19 protein-coding genes and 3 tRNA genes are annotated in these 24297 nt (G+C 44.0%); 16 read left to right on the top strand and 6 right to left on the bottom strand.

Annotated features, from left to right (window positions below; genetic code table 11):
* Window positions 1-185: 185 nt before the first annotated feature.
* The 11 genes from mutY (at window position 186) to trxB (ending at window position 10773) form a co-directional block, all read left to right on the top strand.
* A complete protein-coding gene (gene mutY, locus BP27_RS14700) occupies window positions 186-1238 on the top strand; it encodes an A/G-specific adenine glycosylase (protein ID WP_036238922.1) in 1053 nt (350 codons plus the stop codon).
* Between the two features lie 25 nt (window positions 1239-1263).
* A complete protein-coding gene (locus BP27_RS0100460) occupies window positions 1264-1539 on the top strand; it encodes an oxidative damage protection protein (RefSeq protein WP_027849862.1) in 276 nt (91 codons plus the stop codon).
* A 111-nt stretch (window positions 1540-1650) separates the two neighbouring features.
* Window positions 1651-1726, top strand: a tRNA-Phe gene (locus BP27_RS0100455).
* A gap of 27 nt (window positions 1727-1753) precedes the next feature.
* Window positions 1754-1828: transfer RNA gene (locus BP27_RS0100450), tRNA-Gln, on the top strand.
* Window positions 1829-1847: 19 nt separating this feature from the next.
* A tRNA-Thr gene (locus BP27_RS0100445) sits at window positions 1848-1923 on the top strand.
* A gap of 219 nt (window positions 1924-2142) precedes the next feature.
* The gene (locus BP27_RS0100440; protein ID WP_027849861.1) at window positions 2143-3609 is read left to right on the top strand and encodes a class I SAM-dependent DNA methyltransferase; all 1467 of its coding nucleotides are present in this window, start codon (window positions 2143-2145) and stop codon (window positions 3607-3609) included.
* Window positions 3609-4739, top strand: a complete 1131-nt coding sequence (locus BP27_RS0100435) for a restriction endonuclease subunit S (RefSeq protein WP_051610050.1) — start codon at window positions 3609-3611, stop codon at window positions 4737-4739. Before BP27_RS0100440 ends, BP27_RS0100435 begins: the two co-directional genes overlap by 1 nt.
* A gap of 359 nt (window positions 4740-5098) precedes the next feature.
* Complete coding sequence (locus tag BP27_RS0100430; protein WP_084324463.1) at window positions 5099-6247, top strand: Fic family protein; 1149 nt, start codon at window positions 5099-5101, stop codon at window positions 6245-6247.
* A gap of 173 nt (window positions 6248-6420) precedes the next feature.
* Complete coding sequence (gene hsdR / locus BP27_RS0100425; RefSeq protein WP_027849858.1) at window positions 6421-8922, top strand: EcoAI/FtnUII family type I restriction enzme subunit R; 2502 nt, start codon at window positions 6421-6423, stop codon at window positions 8920-8922.
* Between the two features lie 162 nt (window positions 8923-9084).
* On the top strand, window positions 9085-9687 hold the full coding sequence (locus BP27_RS0100420; protein WP_027849857.1) for a peroxiredoxin: 603 nt from the start codon (window positions 9085-9087) through the stop codon (window positions 9685-9687).
* Window positions 9688-9816: 129 nt separating this feature from the next.
* Window positions 9817-10773 carry a thioredoxin-disulfide reductase gene (trxB, locus tag BP27_RS0100415; protein ID WP_027849856.1) on the top strand — a complete coding sequence of 319 codons (957 nt, stop codon included), beginning with the start codon at window positions 9817-9819 and terminating at the stop codon, window positions 10771-10773.
* Here the strand turns inward: trxB and BP27_RS0100410 are convergent.
* The 4 genes from BP27_RS0100410 to BP27_RS0100395 are packed head-to-tail and all read right to left on the bottom strand — an operon-like array spanning window position 10749 to window position 13933.
* Window positions 10749-11540: a tRNA-uridine aminocarboxypropyltransferase gene (locus BP27_RS0100410; RefSeq protein WP_027849855.1), complete on the bottom strand. Its 792-nt coding sequence runs from the start codon at window positions 11538-11540 to the stop codon at window positions 10749-10751. The two genes, trxB and BP27_RS0100410, sit on opposite strands and share 25 nt — an antisense overlap.
* Window positions 11530-12501, bottom strand: coding sequence for a bile acid:sodium symporter family protein (locus BP27_RS0100405; RefSeq protein ID WP_027849854.1), 972 nt, complete (start codon window positions 12499-12501; stop codon window positions 11530-11532). Before BP27_RS0100405 ends, BP27_RS0100410 begins: the two co-directional genes overlap by 11 nt.
* A 9-nt stretch (window positions 12502-12510) precedes the next feature.
* Window positions 12511-13173 carry a tRNA (guanine(46)-N(7))-methyltransferase TrmB gene (gene trmB / locus BP27_RS0100400; RefSeq protein WP_027849853.1) on the bottom strand — a complete coding sequence of 221 codons (663 nt, stop codon included), beginning with the start codon at window positions 13171-13173 and terminating at the stop codon, window positions 12511-12513.
* Window positions 13163-13933 carry a ParA family protein gene (locus BP27_RS0100395; RefSeq protein ID WP_027849852.1) on the bottom strand — a complete coding sequence of 257 codons (771 nt, stop codon included), beginning with the start codon at window positions 13931-13933 and terminating at the stop codon, window positions 13163-13165. The genes trmB and BP27_RS0100395 overlap by 11 nt, the downstream gene beginning before the upstream one ends.
* A 372-nt stretch (window positions 13934-14305) precedes the next feature.
* Between BP27_RS0100395 and BP27_RS0100385 the strand changes: the two genes are divergently transcribed.
* The 5 genes from BP27_RS0100385 to zapB all read left to right on the top strand — a co-directional run bounded on the left by BP27_RS0100385 (window position 14306) and on the right by zapB (window position 23018).
* Window positions 14306-16423 (top strand): DUF1302 domain-containing protein, encoded by a 2118-nt coding sequence (locus BP27_RS0100385; RefSeq protein WP_027849850.1) that lies wholly within the window; start codon window positions 14306-14308, stop codon window positions 16421-16423.
* Window positions 16424-16603: 180 nt separating this feature from the next.
* Window positions 16604-17959, top strand: coding sequence for a DUF1329 domain-containing protein (locus BP27_RS0100380; RefSeq protein ID WP_051610048.1), 1356 nt, complete (start codon window positions 16604-16606; stop codon window positions 17957-17959).
* 85 nt (window positions 17960-18044) lie between these two features.
* On the top strand, window positions 18045-20699 hold the full coding sequence (locus BP27_RS0100375) for a LuxR C-terminal-related transcriptional regulator (RefSeq protein WP_027849848.1): 2655 nt from the start codon (window positions 18045-18047) through the stop codon (window positions 20697-20699).
* A 45-nt stretch (window positions 20700-20744) separates the two neighbouring features.
* Window positions 20745-22658, top strand: coding sequence for a beta-ketoacyl synthase (locus BP27_RS0100370; protein ID WP_027849847.1), 1914 nt, complete (start codon window positions 20745-20747; stop codon window positions 22656-22658).
* 129 nt (window positions 22659-22787) lie between these two features.
* Window positions 22788-23018 (top strand): cell division protein ZapB, encoded by a 231-nt coding sequence (gene zapB / locus BP27_RS0100365; protein WP_027849846.1) that lies wholly within the window; start codon window positions 22788-22790, stop codon window positions 23016-23018.
* A 2-nt stretch (window positions 23019-23020) separates the two neighbouring features.
* Here the strand turns inward: zapB and BP27_RS14695 are convergent, their stop codons facing one another.
* Window positions 23021-23494, bottom strand: coding sequence for a GNAT family N-acetyltransferase (locus BP27_RS14695; RefSeq protein WP_051610046.1), 474 nt, complete (start codon window positions 23492-23494; stop codon window positions 23021-23023).
* Between the two features lie 2 nt (window positions 23495-23496).
* Window positions 23497-24285 carry a hypothetical protein gene (locus BP27_RS0100355; protein ID WP_027849845.1) on the bottom strand — a complete coding sequence of 263 codons (789 nt, stop codon included), beginning with the start codon at window positions 24283-24285 and terminating at the stop codon, window positions 23497-23499.
* Window positions 24286-24297: the final 12 nt, after the last annotated feature.

Below are 24297 nucleotides of genomic sequence, written 5' to 3'. Positions count from 1 at the left end.
CTCAACTAGAATAGCTAGCGCAAGCCTACAAAATGCACTATTTATTTTTTGTTATTATACAACTTTAGATTTATATCTTAGCGAGTCAATCTATAGCCATCTGTTAGCAAATGCAAACACTAAAAGCCTAACATGCAAATTAATATCATCATTAAGCTAGCCCCGAATTTTACTTAGAGAAACCTATGTCAAGCAAGCGCTTTGCTCACCAACTTTTGCACTGGTATCAAACCCAAGGTCGTAAAAACTTACCCTGGCAAAAAAATCGATTGCCCTACAACATTTGGGTTTCAGAAATCATGCTACAGCAAACTCAAGTTGTAACGGTTATCGACTATTATCAACGCTTTATGGCACGCTTCCCCGACGTTAACAGCCTTGCAGCAGCCACCACAGATGAAGTAATGCACCTTTGGGCAGGCTTAGGCTATTACACCCGCGCCAGAAACCTCCACCGCTGCGCGCAAAAAGTCGTGACAGAGCACCAGGGAGAATTTCCAGTTCACAGTTTGGAAGCCATGCAAAACCTACCCGGTATTGGCCCCTCAACAGCCGCCGCTATTTGTGCTTTTAGCACTGGTCAAAGAGCCGTTATTTTAGATGGCAATGTAAAGCGTGTGGTTGCTCGCTACTTTGCAATTGAAGGCTGGTACGGCAAAGCACAAGTCAGCAAACAATTATGGCAAGCAGCAGATCAATTAACCCCTAACGAACAACTGCCCGAATACACTCAAGCCATTATGGATTTAGGCGCAACGCTTTGTACGCGCAGTAAACCCCAATGCGAAATTTGTCCTGTTGCCAGTGGTTGTGCCGCTAAAGCACAAAACCTAACCGAGCAACTGCCTACTCCCAGACCTAAAAAAACACTAGCTCAAAAAACACGCTATGCCTTAGTGGTACTAAACAGCCAAGGAGCTGTTCTATTAGAAAAACGACCCGATCAAGGCATTTGGGGTGGCTTATGGAGCTTTCCTGAATTTACTGACCCACAAGCACTAGAAGAATGGATACTAACCCACCAACCCCTAGCAAAACTTGAACCAAGTCTAAAAATAACTCAAAGCCACCTGTTTAGCCATTACCAACTCACCCTTCACCTATGGGTAGCACAACTAGCCAAACCCCAACTAGCAGAAAACCCTGCCAACTACACCAACCAGTTAAACTGGTATGATCAGAAGAAATTTGGAAACATAGGTTTAGCAGCACCTATCAAAAAATACTTTTCTTGCTAAAAAATCCAACTCAGGAGAAAACTGCATGTCCGCTACCGTATTTTGCCGCAAATACCAAAAAGATTTACCCGCTTTAAGCGTTGCACCACTACCCGGTCAAAAAGGCCAAGACATTCTAAGCAGCATCTCAAAACAAGCTTGGGATGAATGGATGACCCACCAAACACGTTTAATCAACGAAAAAAGACTCAAAGTATTTCAGCCAGAAGCACGCAGCTACCTACAAGAACAAATGGAAAAATTCTTCAACAATGAAGAAGTTGACCAAATTGAAGGTTATGTACCGCCTAAAGAAGATTAAACTATTGTTTTGCTAAGCCTTGATTTGTAAGGCTTTGAAAGAAAAGAACAAAATATCTTTAGAAAACACTTGACGAACCAGCACTAAATCTATTTAATACGTCTCCGTTGAGGCCAGATAGCTCAGTCGGTAGAGCAAGGGATTGAAAATCCCTGTGTCGGCGGTTCGATTCCGCCTCTGGCCACCATCAACACAGTAATATTAGGTAATCAGTTGGGGTATAGCCAAGTGGTAAGGCAGCTGGTTTTGGTCCAGCCATCCGGGGGTTCAAATCCTCCTACCCCAGCCACCTAAAAATTTTTAGTGAAGCCGACATAGCTCAGTTGGTAGAGCAACTGACTTGTAATCAGTAGGTCCCGAGTTCGACTCTTGGTGTCGGCACCACTAAAAAAATACAAGCTTTTCAATAGCTTAACTAATAAACAGCCTCCTTGGCTGTTTTTTTGTTTTAAGCCTTCAAAAATAGCAGCACCCTCCCCCAAAAGCCATCATCTCCTATAAACACTTGCTCATTAACGCCCTAATTGTGTTTTTTGCTATAGTTGCTGTTTAAGTAGCTACCTTTTAGCCGCACAAAACCATTTAAGGGATTACCACACCAGCATGTTTGAACAAACTTTTAAAAATATCGACGACATCTTCCACAAAGATGCTGGCTGTTCTAGTGAATTAGACTACACCGAGCAATCCTCATGGATGCTATTTCTTAAATACCTAGATGACCTAGAGTTCACCAAGTCTCAAGAAGCCGAGTTAATGGCAGAAGACTACCACTACATCATTGATGAAAAATACCGCTGGGGCTCTTGGGCTGCGCCTAAAACTGCTAAGGGCGAGTTTGACCACAACAACGCCCTAACCGGCAGCGACTTAATGGACTTTGTTGATGGTGAATTATTTCCCTATTTAAAAAGCTTTAAACAACGCGCAGAAAGACCCGACACCATTGAATACAAAATTGGTGAGATTTTTAGCGAGATCAAAAATAAAATCCAAAGCGGCTACTCACTGCGTGATGCGCTAGAAAAAATAGACCAGCTACGCTTTCGTTCCCAAGCAGAAAAGCACGAACTATCACACCTGTATGAAGTAAAAATTAAAAACATGGGCAACGCAGGGCGAAATGGTGGCGAATACTACACACCCCGCCCTTTAATTCGCGCCATGATAGACGTACTAAACCCACAAATAGGCGAAACCATTTACGATGGTGCAGCAGGTTCGGCAGGTTTTTTGTGTGAAGCTTACGATTACCTACGCCAAGGTGGAGCCAGCCAAAAGTCATTATCCACCAGCGATTTAAAAACCCTGCAAGAAAAAACCTTTTACGCCAAAGAGAAAAAATCGTTAGCTTATGTGATTGCCATTATGAACATGATTTTGCATGGCATCGAAGCGCCCAACGTGATTCACACCAACACCCTAGGCGAAAACCTGCAAGACATAACCCCCAGCCAGCAGCACGATATTATATTGGCCAACCCACCCTTTGGCGGCAAAGAGCGCAAAGAAGTACAACAAAACTTCCCAATTAAAACCGGCGAAACCGCCTTCTTGTTTTTGCAGCATTTTATGAAGATGCTTAAACCCGGTGGCCGAGCTGCCATCGTCATTAAAAACACCTTTTTAAGTAATACTGATAACGCCTCGGTAGCCCTGCGTAAAGAACTGCTAGAAAACTGTAATCTACATACCGTGCTTGATTGCCCAGCCAAAACCTTTTTAGGCGCAGGGGTAAAAACCGTCGTGTTATTTTTCACCAAAGGCGAGCCAACACAGAAAACCTGGTTCTATCAGCTAGACCCAGGCCGCAGCCTTGGCAAAACCAACCCACTCAACGACAACGATTTAAAAGAATTTGTAGAGTTACAGAAAGACTTTAAAGACAGCGCTAAATCTTGGTCATTAGCTACAGCAGATTTAGATAAAGCAACTTGGGATTTATCGGTTAAAAACCCCAACGTCGCCGAAGAAGCACCACTGCGAGCGCCACAAGAAATTATTAAAGAGATCATGCAATTAGATAAGGAAAGCGAAGCAATTCTGGATAGTATTCAGGAGTTGTTGTGATGGGGTGGGCTCATAAAAAGTTGATGGACGTTTGCATATTACAGCGGGGATTTGACTTGCCCAAGGCGCAGCGCAAAAGCGGTGAATTCCCGCTAATAAGCTCGAGTGGCTACATTGACTTCCACTCTGTGGCTAAAGTTAAAGGTCCCGGTGTGGTTACAGGTCGCTCGGGTAGCATCGGTCAAGTGTTCTATATCAAAGAAGATTTCTGGCCTTTAAATACTACTCTTTACATTAAAGATTTCCATGGCAATGACCCTCGCTTTGTTTTTTATCTTCTCGAAAGCTTTAATTTAAGTAGGTATACGAGCGGAGCTGGTGTGCCAACACTTAACCGCAACCATGTCCACGATGAAATTGTGCATGTACCAGTTAACGTTGATGAACAAAAGCGCCTTGTCGCCATCCTTGATGAAGCCTTTGCCGGTATCGAACAAGCCCGCGCCAAGACCGAGCAAAACCTAAAAAACGCCCGCGAACTGTTTGAAAGCTACTTGCAGCAAGTATTTAGCCAGCGTGGTAAGGGGTGGGTTGAGAAAACGCTGGGGGAAGCTGTAACAGTGGAGCGCGGAAGCTCACCTAGACCTATAAAAAACTATCAAACCGATAGTGTTGATGGAGTGAACTGGGTAAAAATCGGAGATACAAAAGAAGGTCAGAAATATATCGAAAAAACGAAAGAAAAGATCACTCGCAAGGGTGCTGAAAAGTCACGTTTTGTTGATGTAGGGGACTTTATTCTTTCTAATTCAATGTCATTTGGGCGACCCTATATAATGGCAACACAAGGCTACATTCATGATGGCTGGTTTGTACTAAGGCTTCCCGAAAACATTGATACCGAATATTTTTATTACCTGCTGTCTTCCCCATATTTAAAAGACCAATTTCAAAGCCTTGCAGCAGGCGCTATTGTGAAGAACATTAGTGGAGATCTTGTGAAAAAGGCGATATTACCTATTCCACCAACCTCAGTACAAAAAAATATTGCATTAAAACTGGCAACACTAGCGTCTGAAATTGAACGCTTGGAAGAGATTTATAATTCTAAGGCAAAGAATATCGAAGAACTCAAACAGTCCATTCTGCAAAAAGCTTTCTCTGGTGAGCTAGCTAAAAATAGCTTTTAAATTTTACATAAATGAACATAGGCTTCTTGATCGGCTCTTGATTATCAGTGGTTTTTTGTTAATTACTATATTTTTATATCATTTAAATCAATGGCTTATGTTTTTTGTTTTCTTGGTTCTGTCTTGATTGTTAGCCGCTTAACCAGAAATAATTGTTTTTACTTGGTTGTGCCTGTACGTGAAAGACTTGGTATCGTTACCCATATGTAAATTTCTCAATGTTTTTTTATATATGGTTATTTATATGTAAGGTGCAAGATGATTTTCTTACACAAGCATTTTTAAAGGATTAGTTAAATGGCTATGAATGAAGCCGATACCCGCGCTAATTTAATCAACCCTAAAGGAGCGCTAGGCTAATGCTTCCTAACTCTAATACCACTAATGGCTCTAGGCCTTATCAGCCAGACTCGCTGCCACTTGAAAACTTAGATTATCGCCAGTTGTTTGCTTTAGTCGGCGCAGCGAATGCCGAACTAGCTCGATACGATGGTTTATTGCAGGGTATTCCCAATCCTGCGGTAATGTTATCGCCTTTAACGACTCAAGAAGCGGTATTATCCTCTAAGATTGAAGGCACACAAGCTACAGTGGATGAAGTGTTAGAGCATGAAGCAGGCTTAGAAAAGCATGGCGAAAAATATAAGGATATTCAAGAAATATCCAATTACCGCTCAGCTCTCTTTCAAGCCAGCGAGCATTTAAAAGGCTACCCCATTCGCTTGTCGCTTATCTTAGAGCTACACCGTATTTTATTAAACAGTGTGCGTGGCCAAGGTAAAACCCCTGGCGAGTTTCGCAAAGACCAAAACTGGATTGGTCGTTTAGGCTGCAGCATGGAAGAAGCGAGTTTTGTGCCACCTTCACCCTTGCAACTACAAGATCACTTACAAGCATGGCAAGACTATTTGGATTTTGATGATTCCGACTTTCTACTGCAAGTAGCTGTTGTTCATGCTCAGTTTGAATTATTGCACCCATTTAAAGATGGTAATGGCCGGATTGGACGCTTATTAATCCCCTTGTTTTTATTCCAGAAAAAAGTCTTGTCGCAACCCATGTTCTATTTAAGTGAATACCTTGAAGCTAATCGAGATGAGTATTACCAACGCCTAAATAACATTTCTAAAGAAGGTGACTGGAACGGCTGGATTGCGTTTTTTCTAAAAGCTATTACCGTACAAGCTAAGCAAAATAGTGATCGTGTGAAAACCATTATGGCTTTATACGATGATATGAAATTACGCATTCATGAGGTAACGCGCTCTCAATACTCGGTTCACTTGCTAGACGCACTGTTTAGTAAGCCCATTTTTAAAACAACCGACTTAATTACACGCTTTAGCCAAGAGCATGGTATCCACGAAAAAACGACACCCGGTTTATTAAGGCAGCTTAAAGAGGCTGGAGTGTTAATGGAGCTACAAGCAGGAAGTGGCCGTAGAGCCGCTGTTTTATGTTTTCCTAAATTGCTCAATTTGGCGGAAGGGCGCGAAGTATTCAAATGATTTTGAGGAGCCTATATTTTAATTCGCGCTCCTCAAATGAGTTTGTGGCGCGTACAAGCTCCTCAAATTAGTTAGAAGAGCCTTTTTTTCGATTCCAGACGCAGCAAAGCAAAGTTACTGGCTAAAACTTGGATATGAGTTTTTTACACAAGCATTTTTAAAGGATTAGTTAAATGGCTATGAATGAAGCCGATACCCGCGCAAATTTAATCGACCCTAAGCTAGTAGCTGCTGGCTGGGGTGTGGTAGATAACAGCTTTATTCGCCGTGAGCTTATTTGCCCTGGTCAAATTATGGCAGGTGGCAAGCGTTCTAACCCTGTACCTTGCGATTATGTGCTGGTGTATAAAGGCCGTAAGTTAGCTGCAATAGAAGCCAAAAAAGAGAGCTTGCCTTATAGCGAAGGTGTGCGCCAAGCCAAGGATTATGCTCAACGCCTGCAATGCCGAATTGCTTACGCCACCAATGGACAGGCTATTTACCAAATAGATAGGCTAACGGGTGAAGAAAAGCTGGTCGATGAGTACCTCTCACCACAAACCCTGTGGGACTTAACCTTTAAGCAACCTGATGATAAGCCAGAAGCAGCTTTTACCACTGCTTGGCGAGAAGCTTTTTCAGCCATTCCTTTTGAAACCAAAGGCGATTGGACCCCACGCTATTACCAAGAAAACGCCATTAACAATGCACTTGAAGCCATTGCCCAAGGCAAGCAGCGTATTTTACTCACCCTTGCGACAGGTACAGGTAAAACCTGTATTGGTTTTCAAATGGCTTGGAAGTTATTTCAAACCCGTTGGAGCTTAACCGCGCAAAAAGACATTAACTTGGCTAAAAAGCGCCCACGTATTTTATTTTTAGCCGACCGTAATATTTTAGCTAATCAGGCATTTAATGATTTTGGAGCATTTGAAAACAATAACCCTGGTGCGCTGGTGCGTATTAGCCCTGCAGAGATTAGAAAATCTGGCAGCGTCCCTAAAAACGGCAGTGTGTTTTTTACTATTTTCCAAACCTTGGTGTGTGGGCCAAATACTCAGCTAGTAGAAGGTAGCGAAGACGAAGAAAATGGCAAAACCATTCCAGATGCCAACCCCTATCACCAGCAATACCCAGCCAACTTTTTTGATTTAATTATTATTGATGAGTGCCACCGTGGTGGTGCAAATGATGAAAGTGCATGGCGCGATATTCTTGATTACTTTGCCCCCGCCGTACAGCTAGGTTTAACTGCCACGCCCAAGCGCACAGACAATGCCGACACTTATAGTTACTTTGGTGAGCCAGTTTATAGCTACACCTTAAAAGAAGGCATTAACGATGGGTTTTTAACGCCCTTCAAGGTGCTACCAATTGTTGGCACTATGGATGAATACACCTACTTGCCGGGTGATGGTTTAGTCGTTAAGGGTGAATTAGAGCCGGGCCGGCTTTATAAAGAAAGCGACTTTAACCGCATTATTACCATTCCAAAGCGAGAAGAGCGCCGTGTTCACTATTGGATGGATCGCTTCAACCCCCATGAAAAAACCCTAGTATTCTGTGCAACTCAAGCTCACGCTGGCATAGTGCGCGATTTTATTAACCAATATGCGGTTAAAAAGGGCTGGACGACTAACTCTGATTATTGTGTGCGTGTTACTGCTAATGATGGCCTAGCAGGCGAAAATGATTTGAAAACCTTTTGTGATAACGAAAAAACTATTCCAACCATTCTAACCACTTCACGCAAGCTATCGACTGGTGTTGATGCGCGTAATGTGCGTAATATCGTGTTAATGCGCCCCTGCAATAATATGATTGAATTTAAGCAGATTATTGGTCGTGGCACTCGTACCTACGATGGAAAAGATTATTTTACCCTTTACGATTTTGTAAAAGCCCACCATAACTTTGCCGACGAAGCTTGGGATGGTGAGCCTATTCCAAATGAAGCATGTCCAGAATGTGGCAAAACCCCGTGCGAATGTGAAGATACTGGCGAAGGTACAGGCGAGCCAGAAGCGTGCAAGGTATGCGAACAAAAGCCTTGTAACTGTGAAAAGACAGAACCTGAAGCTTGCCAGCTTTGTGCTAGCCGGCCCTGTGTTTGTGAGAAGCTAGAAATTGAATTATCGGATGGCCGTGCAAGGCAAATAAAACATATTTCATCGGCTATGTATTGGAGTGCAGAAGGCAAACCAATTACTGCAAAAGAGTTTCTTGAACGAATGTTTGCCGACCTGCCCAAATTTTTTAAAGATGAAGACCAGTTACGAGCAATATGGAGCGACCCAACCACGCGTGAAAAACTGCTAGAAGACTTAGCAGAAGCGGGTTACGACGATGAAAAATTAGACAGCATGAAAGAGCTAATTGATGCCCAAGACAGTGATGTGTATGACGTTTTGGCTTATGTGGCTTACACCGCTGAAACCAGTACACGCAGTGAACGTGTTCAACGCGCCAAACCCTTAATTAAGTCTGCCTTTACCCATTATAAACAGCACGAATTTATTGATTTTATTCTTGATAAATACGTTGCCGAGGGCGTAAAAGAATTAGCCGCTAACAAAATGCGTAGCCTTATTGAGCTTAAATACAATACCATTAGCGATGCAGCGGTAGAGCTAGGTTCTACAGCAACAATACGCGAAACCTTTATTGGTTTTCAGCAGTATTTGTATAGCGAATAACTTTGACACTCTATAGCTTTGATAGCCAACAGCTATTATGTCGATTAACTTAATCAAGTTGCTTAACCCTGCTTAACACCTTATTCTTAGCTACATCCTGCTTAGATACTTAGCTAGTAGGGCTAAACACACTTTAGATTATTCTCAAAGGAGATATAAAAGATGAGCGTACTAGTCACTCGTAAAGCACCCGATTTTGATGCACCCGCCGTTAAAGGCGACGGTACTATTGTAGATAGCTACAAGCTGTCAGATTCTAATGGCAAATACCGCATGGTATTTTTCTGGCCTTTAGACTTCACTTTTGTTTGCCCTTCAGAAATTATTGCCCACGACAACCGTATGGCTAAGTTTGAAGAGCTAGGCGTTGAAGTGATTGGTGTTTCTATTGATAGCCAGTTTACTCACCACGCATGGCGTAAAACCAGCCCTGAAAATGGCGGTATTGGTGAAGTTAAATTCACTATGGTTGCAGACGTTAAGCACGAAATTACTCGCGCTTACGGTATTGAGCACCCAGAAGAAGGCGTTGCACTACGCGCTTCTTTCTTAATCGACAAAGACGGTATCGTTCAGCACCAAACCGTTAACAACCTACCTTTAGGTCGTAACGTTGATGACATGATCCGTATGGTTGAAGCACTACAGTTCCACGAAACAAATGGCGAAGTTTGCCCAGCTGGCTGGACTCCTGGCCAAAAAGGTATGAAAGACAACCCAGAAGGCGTTGCTGCTTACCTAGCAACTGAGTCTGACAAGCTGTAAGTTCTAGCTATAAAAGCCCTTAGGGCAGTTAGCTTTAGTTAGTGCTAAAATAGGGGACGGTGCAAACCGCCCCCTTTTTTTATGGCTTTTAATAATTTTTAGAAGTTTTCTGTGTTTTCAGGAGTTTCCATGAACAACAAGCGTCATAGCAAATTAATTATTTTAGGTTCAGGCCCTGCTGGTTACACAGCCGCTGTTTATGCTGCACGCGCCAACCTTAACCCTTTGCTTATTACCGGTATGCAAATGGGTGGTCAGCTGACTACAACAACCGATGTAGATAACTGGCCGGGTGATAACGAAGGTGTTGAAGGCCCAGTGCTAATGGAAAGAATGCGTAAACACGCTGAACGCTTTGATACCGAAGTGCTGTTTGACCACATTCATACCGTTGAACTTAAAAATCGTCCTTTCACTTTAACTGGCGACCAGGGCACTTATACTTGTGATGCACTGATTATTGCCACAGGTGCCAGCGCCATGTATCTAGGTTTACCTAGCGAAGAAGCTTTTATGGGGCGTGGTGTGTCTGCCTGTGCTACCTGTGATGGTTTTTTCTATAAAAACCAAGAAGTAGCCGTGATAGGCGGGGGTAATACCGCTGTTGAAGAAGCTTTGTATTTATCGAATATCGCCAAAAAAGTGACCCTAGTTCACCGCCGCGACAGCCTAAGATCAGAAAAAATCTTGCAAGATCAGCTATTAGAAAAAGCTAAAAACGGCAATGTTGAAATTCTTTGGAATCATCAGCTAGAAGAAGTTTTGGGTGATGCTTCTGGCGTTACTGGCTTAAAGCTAAAATCGACTGCCGATGCGTCTACTCAAGAATTACCCGTTGCGGGTGTGTTTATTGCCATAGGCCACAAACCGAATACTGATATTTTTAATGACCAGTTAGACATGACCAGCGGCTACATTAAAATTAAATCCGGTTTAGACGGCAACGCCACAGCCACCAGTGTTAACGGTGTATTTGCTGCGGGCGATGTATGTGACCATGTTTACCGCCAAGCGGTGACTTCTGCAGGTATGGGCTGTATGGCCGCCCTAGATGCGGAGCGCTATTTAGACGCGCTAGCCGACTGATTTAACTGATAGTCGACCAACCATTGCATGGCATCTGTTAGCTCTAAACTGGGCTTCTGGTGCCTTGCAGCGGCATAACCTTGGTTGAATACTTTAAAGTAATAACCCAGCACTTCGGCAGCATTTTTTTCGCCTGCTAATTTCAACAACTCAATTCCCACTTCTGCTGTACACAGGTGTTCTTCTGAAGCAGCCTTGCGTAAACGGTAGTCGGTTTTTTCTGTGCTATGCAAGGGCAACACTGGCAAATCTGCTAACCAAGGGCTTTTACGAAACATTCTTCTGGCTTGCCGCCAAGTACCATCTAATAGAATAAAAGCCGGGCGACGCTGCTCATTACCTAAACGGGCTGTGGGTAAGTTAACCACTCTATCTTGGTAATCTGGCTGGTCGTCTGGAAAAATTAAAAACGGCTGGTAGTCAGGGTTAGCCAATAAGTCTAAAAAGGCTTGGGGCGGCTGGGTTCTGTTCCATTCAAATACTTGGGTTTCTGGCAGGGTGTCGCCAATCAACCTTGCGGTATTGGTAGGTTTGTAGGCTTCGTTACTGTGCATTAACACCCAAAAAACGGCTTTAGAAGCTACTGGGGTACGAAACTTACAAATGCAATACAGGCGGGGCATACGGCAAGCATCGCAGCGGGTAACAAAGCTGCCTCGGGCATTAAATGCCTTGCGTGGATAAGCAGCTTTGCTAGGGTTATTGGCAACCCGACGCACCTCCAGCTCAAAAGCTGAAGGGGTGGGTTCAAAAGTATCAGCTGTCATCTTTTACTCTAATGCGGCTCCAGTGACCTGCTAAAACAGCCCCAGATATATTGTGCCAAACGCTGAAAATCGCACCGGGTAAAGCAGCCGCAGCACCAAAGTATTTAGTAGCCAAACCAGCAGCTAAACCAGAGTTTTGCATACCCACTTCTATTGCAATAGTGCGGCACTCTCGCTCATTACATTTCAATAACTTGGCACCAAAATACCCCGCTGCAAAACCACAGATATTGTGCAGCATAACCGCTAATGCTAGCAGTGGACCAAGGCTAGCAATACGGCCAGCGTTTAAGCTAACCACTATAGCGATAACCAATAAAATACACAGCATAGAGCCAGTTGCCAAAGCATTACCTGCCTTACGAAGCTTACGGCTAAACAAGCTGTTAATAACCACCCCTAAAACCACAGGAGCAATCACTATTTTGGCTATGTCTTTCATCATATCCACTACCGGCACATCTAAGGCTGTACCTTCCAGAGCTTCACCACCTATATACAGATCAACCAATAAAGGAGTAGCAACTATGGCTACTAGGGTAGAAACCAATGTCATGGTGATAGAAAGCGCAACCTTGCCACCAGCTAAATAAGTCACCACATTAGAAGAAGTACCCCCTGCTGTTGCACCCACTAGCACCATACCTGCGGTGAGTTCAGGAGACAGCAATAAAGCTTTACTAATAATAAACGCAGCCAAGGGCATAACAGTAAACTGAATAAGCGTACCTATTAGCACTTTATGCGGCTGAACAAATACACGCACAAAGTCACTAATTTTTAGCGTGACCCCCATAAAAAACATGATCAGCGCCAGCAAATAAAAAATTAAATCGCCCAACGTAAGGTAGGGCAGGTCACCTAAACCAATAAACAACTGTGGCTGAAAATAACCTACCGTTGCTAGCAACAATGCCCAGAGTGGGAACATCTGATTAAACTGCTTCAACGCCTTGTTCATGCTTTTTCCTTAATTAATTTGTGCTTTTAGCTGCCAAAGCTGATGACCACTAAGAGCGTATTTTTTTTCAAAAGGGGTTAGGGGTTCATCTATTTTATTTAAGGGGTTTAGATCGGCCGTTACCCCCATCAACTTCAGTGCTTGTTGCATTTCTAATACATAAAGTTGCCAATTAGTACGGCATTCTAACTGCCCACCTAAAGCCACTAGGTAGTTAAATACTGGGTGACCGTGCCAGCGCAGCTTAAAGTCTTTCTTTTTAGGGCTGGGGTTAGGGTAAAGCAAAAAATGGTAATCTGGCTGCCACTGTGCCGCAACCGCTAAACGCCAAAAGTCGACTAAGTCTGCGCGAATTAAAGCCGCATTCTCTGGCAGCTTACCCAGCTTTCTTTCTAACCGGTCTGCTGAACGGTCAATGCCTAAAACAAAATGCTGAGGGAAGCGTTCAGCCAACAGGCGGGTGCTTTGCCCTACTCCGCAACCCGAATCTAAAATTAGCCGGCCGCCATGCGCTGCTAAACGCTGCTCTGCTTGATCAAATGCTTGCTGATTAAAACTAGCAATGGGCTTTTGAAAAGGCGCTTCTTGGTGGCGCTGTATAACTTCGGCTAGCTTCTCATAAGGCTGGGTTTGGTTGCTTACCACTGGGCTAGAAAGCTTGTTAGCCTGCATGTAACAACTCAAACAAGGCTTGGAACTGCTGAGTTAGCTTGTGCTTGGGCGCATAATAGTTAAGCGGCTTAGACACCTGGTGCGATTCACGCATTTTAACCGAGCTGGTTAGGTGCACGGGCAACACTGGGTGGCCTTCTGCTAGTAGCTCATCTATTAGTTGCTTAGGTAATTTAGCCTGAGCATTAAATTGGTTCACCACTATGCCTTCTATTTCTAGCGCATCGTTATGATCCATCTTTAGTTCTTCAACCGACTCATTTAATGAATAAAGCGCCTGACGCGAGAAAGCATCACAGTCAAAAGGTATTAAACACCTTTGGGCGGCAATTAGAGCAGAGCGGGTAAAAAAGTTGAGTGCTGGCGGGGTATCTATCCAAATAGCTGGGTAGGTTTCTTCTAGCTGCTGTAAGGCTTCTTTTAATTTATAAATTTTATAGCGTGACTCTAGCTTAGCTTCTAGGCTTTCTAATTCAGGATGCGCCGCCAACACATACAAGTTTTCATAGGGTGTGGCATAAATTAAATCAGCTATGGATTTACGACCACCACCTAGAGTTAAGGTTTGTTCAAAAAAATCGAACATGCTGGAATCTAAATCTTGCGCTGGCTGCCCCATTAGGTAATGAGTGGAGTTGCCCTGTGGGTCAAGATCAACCACCAAGGTGGGTACGCCCTTAGCAGCACTAATAGCCGCCAGATTACAGGTAATGCTAGACTTACCCACACCACCCTTCTGATTAAATACAACTCGACGCATAGGTGCTTTCCTCAAAATTGCTAAGCCACAAAAAATTTAGCATCCATTCTGCTACCTGCCTTAACCTGCTGCAAGCAACCTTTGGTTTAAAGTGAGTAGGTGGTTTAAAAAGCAAGCTAGGTGGTTTAAAAAGTGAACCAAGCCACATCAAAGTGTTACCTAACACCCCAGCCCCACACTTAACTGAGCAAATCGTTTGAAAAATCATCCTAAAGAGTGATAGCTGCAAAACTTTAAGCACACCAAACTGAACCCAAGCTATTCAAACACCTGTTTACATAACATTCCTATGCTAAGCAGTCATTCAAAATAAAAGAAAACCTGATAAAAACACCAACGAGCAAGATCAGATAACAACAAGAGGTGAAGATCATGAGTAAGCAACAGCGCCGCACTTCTAGCGGCTTTACCAAACAACTCCCTCGCTTAAGCCTATTGGCTTTAGCCATAGCAGGCATGTCACAAGTACAAGCTGCCGACTTTGAAATGGGTGAATTTAACTTAAAAGCCGACTCAAAACTGACGCTGGGTTCTAGCTGGCGTACAGAAAAACGTAATAATGATTATATAGCCAAAGGTACTCTTGAAGCAGTGTCGCCGGGTGCTAGCTCCGCCAACCCCACCTACCAAGGTAACTCTTCTAGTAACACTGATAACGGTAATATGAATTTTGATAAAAACGATGCCTTTTCACAGGTGATTACCGGTAACCACACGCTAGGTTTAACTCACAATGACTATCGTAATGTGGGCGCCAAGGTTAGTTTTCGTTACTGGTATGACCATGCCTTAAGTGATTTAGATGGCCCAACCAATGCTGGCATGAGAGACGACTGGAAAGGCACCAAAGCCTTTGATGATGCTAAAAGCGGCATCGAATTAATGGATGCCTATATTTGGGGTGAGTTTGATGTAGCTGGCCTTCCTGCTCAAGCCATTTTAGGCCGCCATGTACTTAACTGGGGTCAAAGCACTTTTATTCAGGGTGGGCAAAACGCAGCCAACCCAATAGACGTACAAGCCCTAAGACGTCCGGGTGCTGAACTAAGAGATGCCTTATTACCTGTGACTATGCTGTCAGGTTCGATAGCTTTAGATGAAATGGGTAACTTTAACCTAGAAGGTTATTACCAACTAGAGTGGGAACGCACCCGCGCCGATGCTTGCGGTACCTACTTTGCGAATAGTGACTTTGCCGCAGAGGGTTGTGGGCCAGTTTATTATCAAAGCGGCTTAACTGAACAAGCTAATAACGCAGGCACAGTGCTAGGCACACCTTTTGCCACTCTAGAAGGCGCTTATGCACTAGCTAATAGCTATGGTCAGCTAGGGCTTAGCAAAACAGATATAAACATTGCTAAGCGTTTGGATGATGAAGAACCTAGTTCTAGCGGGCAATTTGGTGTGGCTTTAAAATGGTATGCAGAACAGCTTAACGGTACAGAATTCGGGCTTTCTTTCCAGAATGTGCATAGCCGACTACCCATAGTTGGAGGTAAGGTGAGCGCAGGTTCAGACCCGCATAAAGCAGCTACCTATGCTGAGGTACTAAAGACAATGGCCGCTGGACAAGGCTTAGATGTAACAGACCCTGCTCACGCAGCAGGAGTAGCTCAAGTAGCCCAAGTCCTTGCAACCAACCCTGCAAATGATCCAAATATTGCTGGAGCACAGGCAATGATTGCCGCTGCAGGCAAAGATGAACCAACCAAGTACTTTATTGAGTTCCCTGAAGATCAAAAAATCTTTGCGGCTTCTTTTGCCACTCTATTACCTACAGGTACAGCTTGGTCAGGTGAGCTCACCTACCGTCCAGACACACCTATCCAAATTAATGCTAATGACGTACTCATTAGAGGTTTATTAGGTAACCTAGGGTACGACCCAGAAACCTATAACGAAAATAACCCTGATCACGCATCCTATACAGCTTTATTAGCTCGCCTTCCTAAAGAGGCAGGTTTACTAGAAGCAGGTCCACAACAAGGTTACAACGAATTTGATGTATTCCAATTCCAATCGACCTTTATTCACGACTTTAACCGTGTATTAGCGGCTGATAACCTGCGCTTAATAGGTGAGGTGGGCTTTACCTATGTGAATGACCTGCCCGACACCAGTGAAATGCGCTTTGGCCGCTCATCGGTTTATGGTTCTTACGGCAGCGAAACTGAAACCTTTGCCGATAACGGTTATGTAACTGACCTGTCTTGGGGCTACCGTTTAGTGGGTCAGTTGGAGTACACCAACGCTTTAATCAGTGGTTTAACGCTTAAGCCTACGCTGTCTTGGAGCCATGATGTAAGCGGTTACGGCCCAGAGCCAGGCAGTCAGTTTTATGAAGGTCGTATGATTTTGGGTACTGCGTTAGGTGCTGAGTATATGAATACCTACACGGCTAACCTTAGCTACACCAACTACTTCTCTACTGATTACTGGGATTTAGATGACCGTGACTTTATTAGCCTAAACGTTGGCGTAAACTTTTAGGAAGCCATTGAATAACTACTTACATAGCTAGCACTGCGTTAAAAGTTTACTCAAAATGCTCATTTACCAACTTGTAAACTGCGCTTTCTCGTAACTTTATGCCTTGTGCTAGCGTCTTCAGTAACGTCATTCAAAAGGCTTCCCCAAGCCTTATAAAAACAATCATGAAGGACAAGTCTTATGAAACAGTTAAATCATAATTTCTCTAAAAGCTTTTCTTTAAGCGGGCTGGCAACAGCCCTAGTGGCAGCGGGTTTATTGGCAACCACTGGTTCAGCTTTTGCTGCTGACAGCCTAGATAGTGATAAACTCACCCCTATGGGTGCAGAACGTGCCGGCAGTGCCGATGGCAAAATTCCTGCTTGGGAGGGCGGCTTAAAAAATGCACCAGGTGGTTGGAAAGAGGGTTATGGCAACCCCTTTGCTAACGAAAAGCCTTTGTTTGTGATTACTGCCCAAAACTATCAGCAGTATGAAAAAAACATGGCGCCTGGCCAAATAGAAATGCTTAAAAAGTACCCAGATACTTATAAAATTCCTGTGTATAAAAGCCATCGTACCGCTAGCTACCCTCAGTCGGTTTACGATCAGGTTAAAAAGAATGCTAAAACCGCGCAGCTAGTTGATGGTGGTAACGGGGTTGAAAACTTTACTGAAGTAACGCCCTTCCCTCTACCAAAAACAGGTGTAGAACTGGTGTGGAACCACTCCACTCGCTACCGAGGTACAGGTGCAGAACGTGAAGTCAGTTTGGTAACTCCGCAAGCCGGTGGTAGCTACACAGCGGTTACCCTTTCTGAAGAATTTATGTTTATTGGTGACCCAGTAGAAAATAGCCTTTTCTATTTCTTACAATCGGTTACCGCGCCAGCGCGTTTGTCGGGCACGGTTCTGCTAGTACAAGAAACCATGAACCAGGTTAAAGAACCACGCCGTGCTTGGATCTACAACGCCGGTCAGCGCCGTGTGCGTCGCGCACCTCAAGTTGCTTATGACGGTCCAGGTACCGCAGCTGATGGTCAGCGTACTTCCGATGGTCTAGACGTATTTAACGGTTCTCCTGACCGTTACAACTGGAAGCTAGTTGGCAAAAAAGAAATGTACATTCCCTACAACGCTTACCAGCTGTTAGATACAGATTTAAGTGTTGGCGATGTTGTACAAGCAGGCCATATGAACCCTGATCACACACGTTATGAATTACACCGTGTTTGGGAAGTTGAAGGCACACTAAAAGATGGTCAGCGTCATATCTACGCTAAGCGAGTTATGTATTTTGATGAAGATACTTACCAGCTAGCCCATGTTGACCACTACGATGGCCGAGATAACCTATGGCGTGTAGCCGAAGGGCACACTGTTCAATTCCAAGATGTACAAATTCCTTGGTACTCTGCAGAAACTGTTTATGACTTGGTGAATGGTCGTTACCTAGTGTCGGGTTTAATCAACGATACGCGTGGTTATAACTGGGACTACAACGCCAAGCGTAGTAGCTTTACCCCTGCTGCTTTACGCCGTACTGGTGGTCGTTAAAACTTAAACTCCTTGTCTCACTTGCTGCTTTAGCCTAAGTTGGTTTAGTTTAAAGGCTCTAGCAGCAAATGAGATAAAGGGTTAAATGACCAACAGCTTACTTTCTTTTCGTTTTTCTCCCCCCAAAATGCCAGCCCAAACTCTGGTGCGTGACCGCCTTCTTAGCCAGCTTGAAACGGCTGCAGCCTGTCGTTTAACCCTAGTATTAGCGCCAGCAGGTAGTGGCAAAACCTTGCTACTAACACAGTGGAAGAACAGTCAAAGACTGCCCATTGCTTGGCTCAATTTAACTTCTAGCCAACTCACCCCTGCTAGTTTTATTTATGGCTTAGTTAAGAGCCTGCGCCAACTAGGTGAACTTTCTAATAAGCTGGGTGAAGCAACACTAGAAAGCTTGGCTGCTAACCCTTCTGGTAGCTTAGAACAACTGCTTTTACCTTTAATAGAAGAAATTAAGACCGGGCTTAAAAGTAACAGCCAGTTAGTAATAGATGCAGCAGAAAATCTTAGCCCTTCTGACCAGCCTAATTTAGCCGTACTTAATCTTATAGACCTCTTATTACAAGCCCTACCTAGTAAGCTGAGTTTAATTATTGCAAGTCGTGCTTACCTGCCTTTAAAGCAACTCACTCCTTTGCAGCTAACAGACCAGCTAACCCTAATCCAAAGAAATGATTTAGACTTTACCCAAGATGAAATTAGGCAGCTATTACAACAACTTAACAAAACCATCCACCTTTCATCTGTCACTAGCATTTGGCAGATCACCCTCGGCTGGCCTGCAGCCATTAAGTTTATTTGTCAAAGCAATAGCCAGGATATAACCACCAGCCTTGCCCTAGTCAGGCCTTTTTTACAGCAAGAGGTGCTTGGCTCTTTAACAGACCAGCAAGAGCAGCTATTGGCTTGGTTAGCTTCACTTGATGCAGCTAGTGCAGAGTTATTAACCGAACTCACTGCTAACACAATTACCGAGCAAGACCTCTGGCGCCTAGCCGCAGTCGGGTTAATTCTGCCCTGTTCGGCTGCGGCCAAATGCGTTAAATCAACCGATTTTATTAATCCTGAGCCTTGGTTTAGGCTGCATCCTTTGTTGGCTAAAATGGTCTTTCAAAAAACCAGCCCAGCCTCAACTGAAACTTTGCTTTTTCATAAGCGTGCAGCTCAGGCCTTAGCTATACGAGGTTTGTTTTTTCCTGCTGCTCAACAGGCTTTTTTAGCCAAAGAAACCGATTTGCTTGCCACTTATATGCAAAAGCTAGCCAGTCACTTATTACGCAGCCTAGACCCTAGCCAATTCTTAATTTGGCGTAATGCACTGGATATAAAAGTAATTACCTCATCCGAAGCATTAACTTTTATTAGCTGCTGGGCTTTGCTATTTGCCAACCAAACTCAGGCTGCTAGCAACCTTTTACATGCCAGTGAGTTTTCTTCACTAGCCGAGGCCAGGTTAATTAACTGTTTTTTATTGGTGAGTGAACAAAAAAATGACCAAGCAATACAAGAGGCGCTCACCCTCTACCCAGAACTAAGAGAAAACAAACCAGAGATTGCAATTCATGCCCTACATTTAATTACTAGCTGGCATACCTCTCGTAACCACTTGCGTGCAGCCAGAGGCTTTAACCGTGAAGCTCAGATGTTGGCTCAGCAAATTAAAAGCCCAGAGCTACAACAGCTTTTAGCCTATGACCAAATTACCTTAGAGGTAAACAAAGGTCATTTAAAGCTAGCTGAACACTTATTAAATGAAGCTTTACAGCTTCCCAGTAACCAACCCTTACCCAGGGCTAGGTTAATGCTGTTGCAAGGCTACCTTTATTGGCTTCAAGGCAAGGCAGCTTTAGCCACTCAGCTACTAGAAGAAGCCCTAGCATTTTTACAACCCAGTGGTGATAAGCATTTAATTAGTGGTTATTTAATTTTATCCCTTGTGGCTCGTTCTAATCATAATTTAACTTCGGCTTTTGACTGGTTAGAAGAAGCAGAAAAAGCACTGCATTTACAATACCCAGCTTCGGTTAGCTGGCAGCCGATGATTACAGCTTTTAAAGCCAGTCTTTGGTTAGATCAAGGTAAATTAGACCTAGCTTTAACCTGGCTACAGCAATTAGTTGATAAAGAGCCTGAGCCTGCCTTAGTGCAACTGCCTTTACAAAACCAGTTACTTTATCTGCTTTATAGCCGAGCTTTAATGAGCCACCGCCATTATGATCAAGCCTTAATACTGCTAAATGAACAATTAAACCTTACTTCCAGCTACCCAACAGCTGGGGTGTTTTTATTGGTACACCAAGCCCTTGCACTTAAACATAGCCGCCAAACTAAAGAGGCCTTGGCCACTTTGCGTAAAGCCTTGCAACTTGCAGAGCCAGAAAACTTTTGTATGCCTTTTTTAAATGCTGATAAAAGCCTTTTAGAGTTATTACTACCCTTGAAAGAACAATTAGCTAAAGGCTCTAGCAGTTTAAAATTTGTACAGCATTTGCTGGGTCAGCTTAATCTTTCTAGCAATGTTGCTAGCAAAGACCCAACTCGCCCGCTAGAGGAGCTTTCAGTCAGAGAAGAACAAGTGCTAATATTGGTGGCTGAGGGTTTAGCAAATAAAGAAATCGCTCAAAGATTATTTATTTCACTTCATACAGTTAAAACACATATACGTCATATTCTGCGTAAACTCGATGTCAGTTCACGAACTCAAGCTTTAACTAGAGCAAGAGAATTAAGGTTGCTTTAATATAGTGTTAAGCTATGCAGAATTTTTTATCCTGAGGATAGTCTTTTGTCACACCTTCCAGTCATTATCGGTATGGGCGGCGTCAGCCCAGCAGGACGCACATCGGGACACCACGCATTTAAACGCTTAATAGTTAGTGAGCTTTCACAAAACCAACAGAAAGCCAGCTTGTTGTCTTTAGCCAGTTTAAGTGGGCTAGCGACACAAACGGCTGCCGATGAATGGTTAACGGCTCAAGGTGACAGGTTAACTGCTGCAGTTTTGCTTGAGCGCTACCAACAGCAGCTACTTGATGACTCTTTAATTCGCCGTATTCACCCAAACTGGTTTGATGTTCATGCCCAACCTGGCAGACGCGCTCTTACTTTACAAACACACGATCAGCCCCTTAGGTTCACTCTACGTCAGCGCCAGCTTCCCGAGCGTATTCCTGCTAACTGGCAACTAAGAGACTTAACCGCCACAGAAGTTGAAGTCACCATTACTGGCCCACAAGACTTTACTATTTCAGACCCAAGAGAAGCGCTAGTACAAGCAGCGGGCATGTTGCCTACAGGTTTTAATCCGGGCGCTCATTACCGTAGTGCTAACCATCCCCGCGCCTTGCAAATGGCTGTTTTTGGTGTATCAGACCTGCTTGGCCAAAGTGGCCTTGTTTGGCAAGACTTAGCGGCTAAGGTTCACCCTGATCAAGTTGGTGTATTTGCTAGTAATTCCATAGGCCAACTAGACCAAGAGGGCTGGGGCGGTTTGTTACAAAACCCAGTTATCGGTAAGCGAACTACCTCTAAGCAAATGCCTTTAGGCTATGCTCAAATGACTGCCGACTTTATTAACGCTTATATGCTGGGCAATGTAGGGCAATCTAGTGGACTCTTGGGTGCTTGTGCAACCTTCTTGTATAACTTACAAGCGGCCACTAATGGTATTCGTTCTGGGCGTATAAAAATTGCCGTGGTGGGTACTTCTGATGCGCCTGTTACGCCAGAAATTATCGAAGGCTTTCGTGCCATGGGTGCTTTGGCCGACAACACTAGTTTGCGTAACCTAGATAGTGTTGAGCAGCTCACCGATGCTCATTATCGCCGCGCTTGCCGCCCCTTTGCTGATAACTGTGGCTTTACTATTGCTGAATCTGCACAATTTATTTTATTAGTGGCTGATGATTTAGCAGTGAATACGGGTGCGCAAATTTTAGGTTCTGTACCCGAGGTGTTTGCTAATGCCGATGGCTTTAAGCGTTCTATTTCTGCTCCAGGTATTGGTAACTATTTAACCCTAGCCAAAGCTGCTGCCTTGGGTCGAAGCCTCTTAGGTGAAGAGTCACTGCAAGAGCGTAGCTATGTTCATGCGCATGGTACTAGCACTCCTAAAAATCGTACCACTGAATCCCATGTTATTAATGAAGTTGCCAAGGCAATGGGTATCAGCGCTTGGCCAGTAGCCGCTATTAAAGCTTATGTGGGGCACTCTCAAGGTACTGCTGGTGGTGATCAAATGATGAGCGCCTTAGGTACTTGGGCTGAGGGTTGGTTACCAGGCATTACCACGGTGGATAATTTTGCTAGCGATATTGAAGATTCAAACTTAAAACTTAGCAATAAGCATGAAGAAATTGGCAAAGAAGCGATGGATATGGCGCTTTTAAATGCTAAGGGTTTCGGTGGCAATAATGCCAGTGCCTTGGTTTTATCACCCCAGGTTACACAAAGCATGTTAGCGCGTCGACATGGTGCTAAAGCTATACAAAAGTATGAAACTTTGTTAGAACACACTCTAGCCAATAGCGAACAGCATGATGCTGACTTTACGGCAGGGCGCTTTAATCTGAATTACCAGTTTGGTGTGAATGTGCTAGATGGTGAGCAGCTTAAATTTACGGCTGACGAGCTAGAAATACCCGGCTATACACAAAAAGTGAATCTAAATTTGTCTAACCCGTTCAAAGATATGCTTTAGTTTCCTGTAGAAGAAAGAATACAGTTGCGTTAAGTCATAAAAATGATTTTAATAGCCCCGATCTACACTAGATAACAAAGCTTTGGCGTTTAGCTGAACTATTTTACATATTTTATGCAGGAGTATTTTATGAGCCTGGAATTACTAAATCAATTAGAAGCGAAGGTTCAAACCACGCTTGACTCTCTAGAAATGCTACGCATGGAAATGGATGAGTTAAAGCAGGAAAATACGATCCTTAGAAATGAAAAACAAGCTTGGGAAGCTAGGCTTGGTCAGCTGCTGAGTAAATTTAGTGAGCTAGAAGCCACTGCGCAAGATGAATCAGCTAGCCTAGAAGATGAAACACTTGAAGACTAAAGCTAGTCTGGTTTTTCTATAAACCAGTGTGTCAGTAATAAAGCATCTTCCCGCTCCCTGCTTTCAGTTGATTGATCTTCGGTTAGCAGGGGGTAATAATTTTTACGTCGTCCTTCCCTAACAAACCCCTTGTTGGTGTAAAGCGCTAGGGCTGCTAGGTTAGACACTCTAACCTCTAGCAACATTCGCTCGGCATTAAGCTCTTTGCTCTCTTCTAGGCTTTTATCTAGCAGTTTGCCAGCTACACCTTGGCGCCTAGCTTCTGGTGCAACTAGCAGGTAAAGCAGTTCGGTTTCAAAAAAGCTAGCTTGTAAAACTAACAAGCCTACTAATTTGCCTGCTTCTCGCTTGGCAATAACCCAGTCATTTCTTAGGCTAGATCGCCATTGCTCTTCTGGCCAAGCATAAGGATCAGACCTTTCGGCTAGCTCTACCACTTCTAACAAGTTAGATAAATTTAGCTGTTCAAAACTCATATTTATAAAATAACCGGAGAGCTAGCGAAGCTGGCTCTTAATCCTGAGCTGCCTGCTTGCTGCCAAAAGGCTTGTTTTGCGGTGGAGCTTTGTTGAAGCTCTCTTAGGGAAGGGGCTGGGAACACTCTTAAACTAGAAGCAGCTTTACTCATTAGACTTTGCAACCGCTCACCAAAAACTAAACAACCAGCTAGTTGCACGCCTTGAAAGCGGGCGCCGGTTAAAAAAGCGAGCAAGCTCATATTTAACTCGCCTTCATTACCTGCCTCTATAGGGATACCCGGCAAAGGCCAACTAAAAAACTGCTGCCCAATAATGCCTAGCCCACCTGGGTAGAGGGCGACCAAAAGGTTGTGTAATAGCTTGATATCCACTTCTTGCAAACCGGGTTGACCGGTTAAGTTTTCCATAACTAATTGCCAGCCATTCGCTAACAGCCAAACATCGGCATAGAGCGGCTCAACCACTTGCAAGGGAGCTGCTGCTGGCTGCAAGGGCTGTTGGCTTGTTTGAGCTAGAGGTTGAGCTGCTAAATTTGGCTCGGCAGCTGGTTGATCTAACTGCGGACCTAGTGGCTGGCTTTTTGGCTGAGCTGAAGCTGCTGTCTCTTGCGCTAGTGTAGCTGCTTGTTGCTCTAGTAGGCGTTCTCGTGCACTGGACTTCTTGACGGGTGCTGGCCAGTCACAAGCTTGGCTGGTTGCAGCACCGGGCAGTTGAAAGCGAGGTACCCATAAGCGAGTACCCATTGCTTCTAGGGTGGCATAGCGTTTTTGTGTACTGAGTTGCTGCATTAAACACCTGGG

Origin of the sequence: Marinospirillum insulare DSM 21763 (genome assembly GCF_000686905.1) — a bacterium.
In the GTDB taxonomy this organism is placed as follows: domain Bacteria; phylum Pseudomonadota; class Gammaproteobacteria; order Pseudomonadales; family Halomonadaceae; genus Marinospirillum; species Marinospirillum insulare.
The sequence above is the reverse complement of the archived record's forward strand: the minus strand, read 5'-3'. Positions and strand labels throughout refer to the sequence as shown.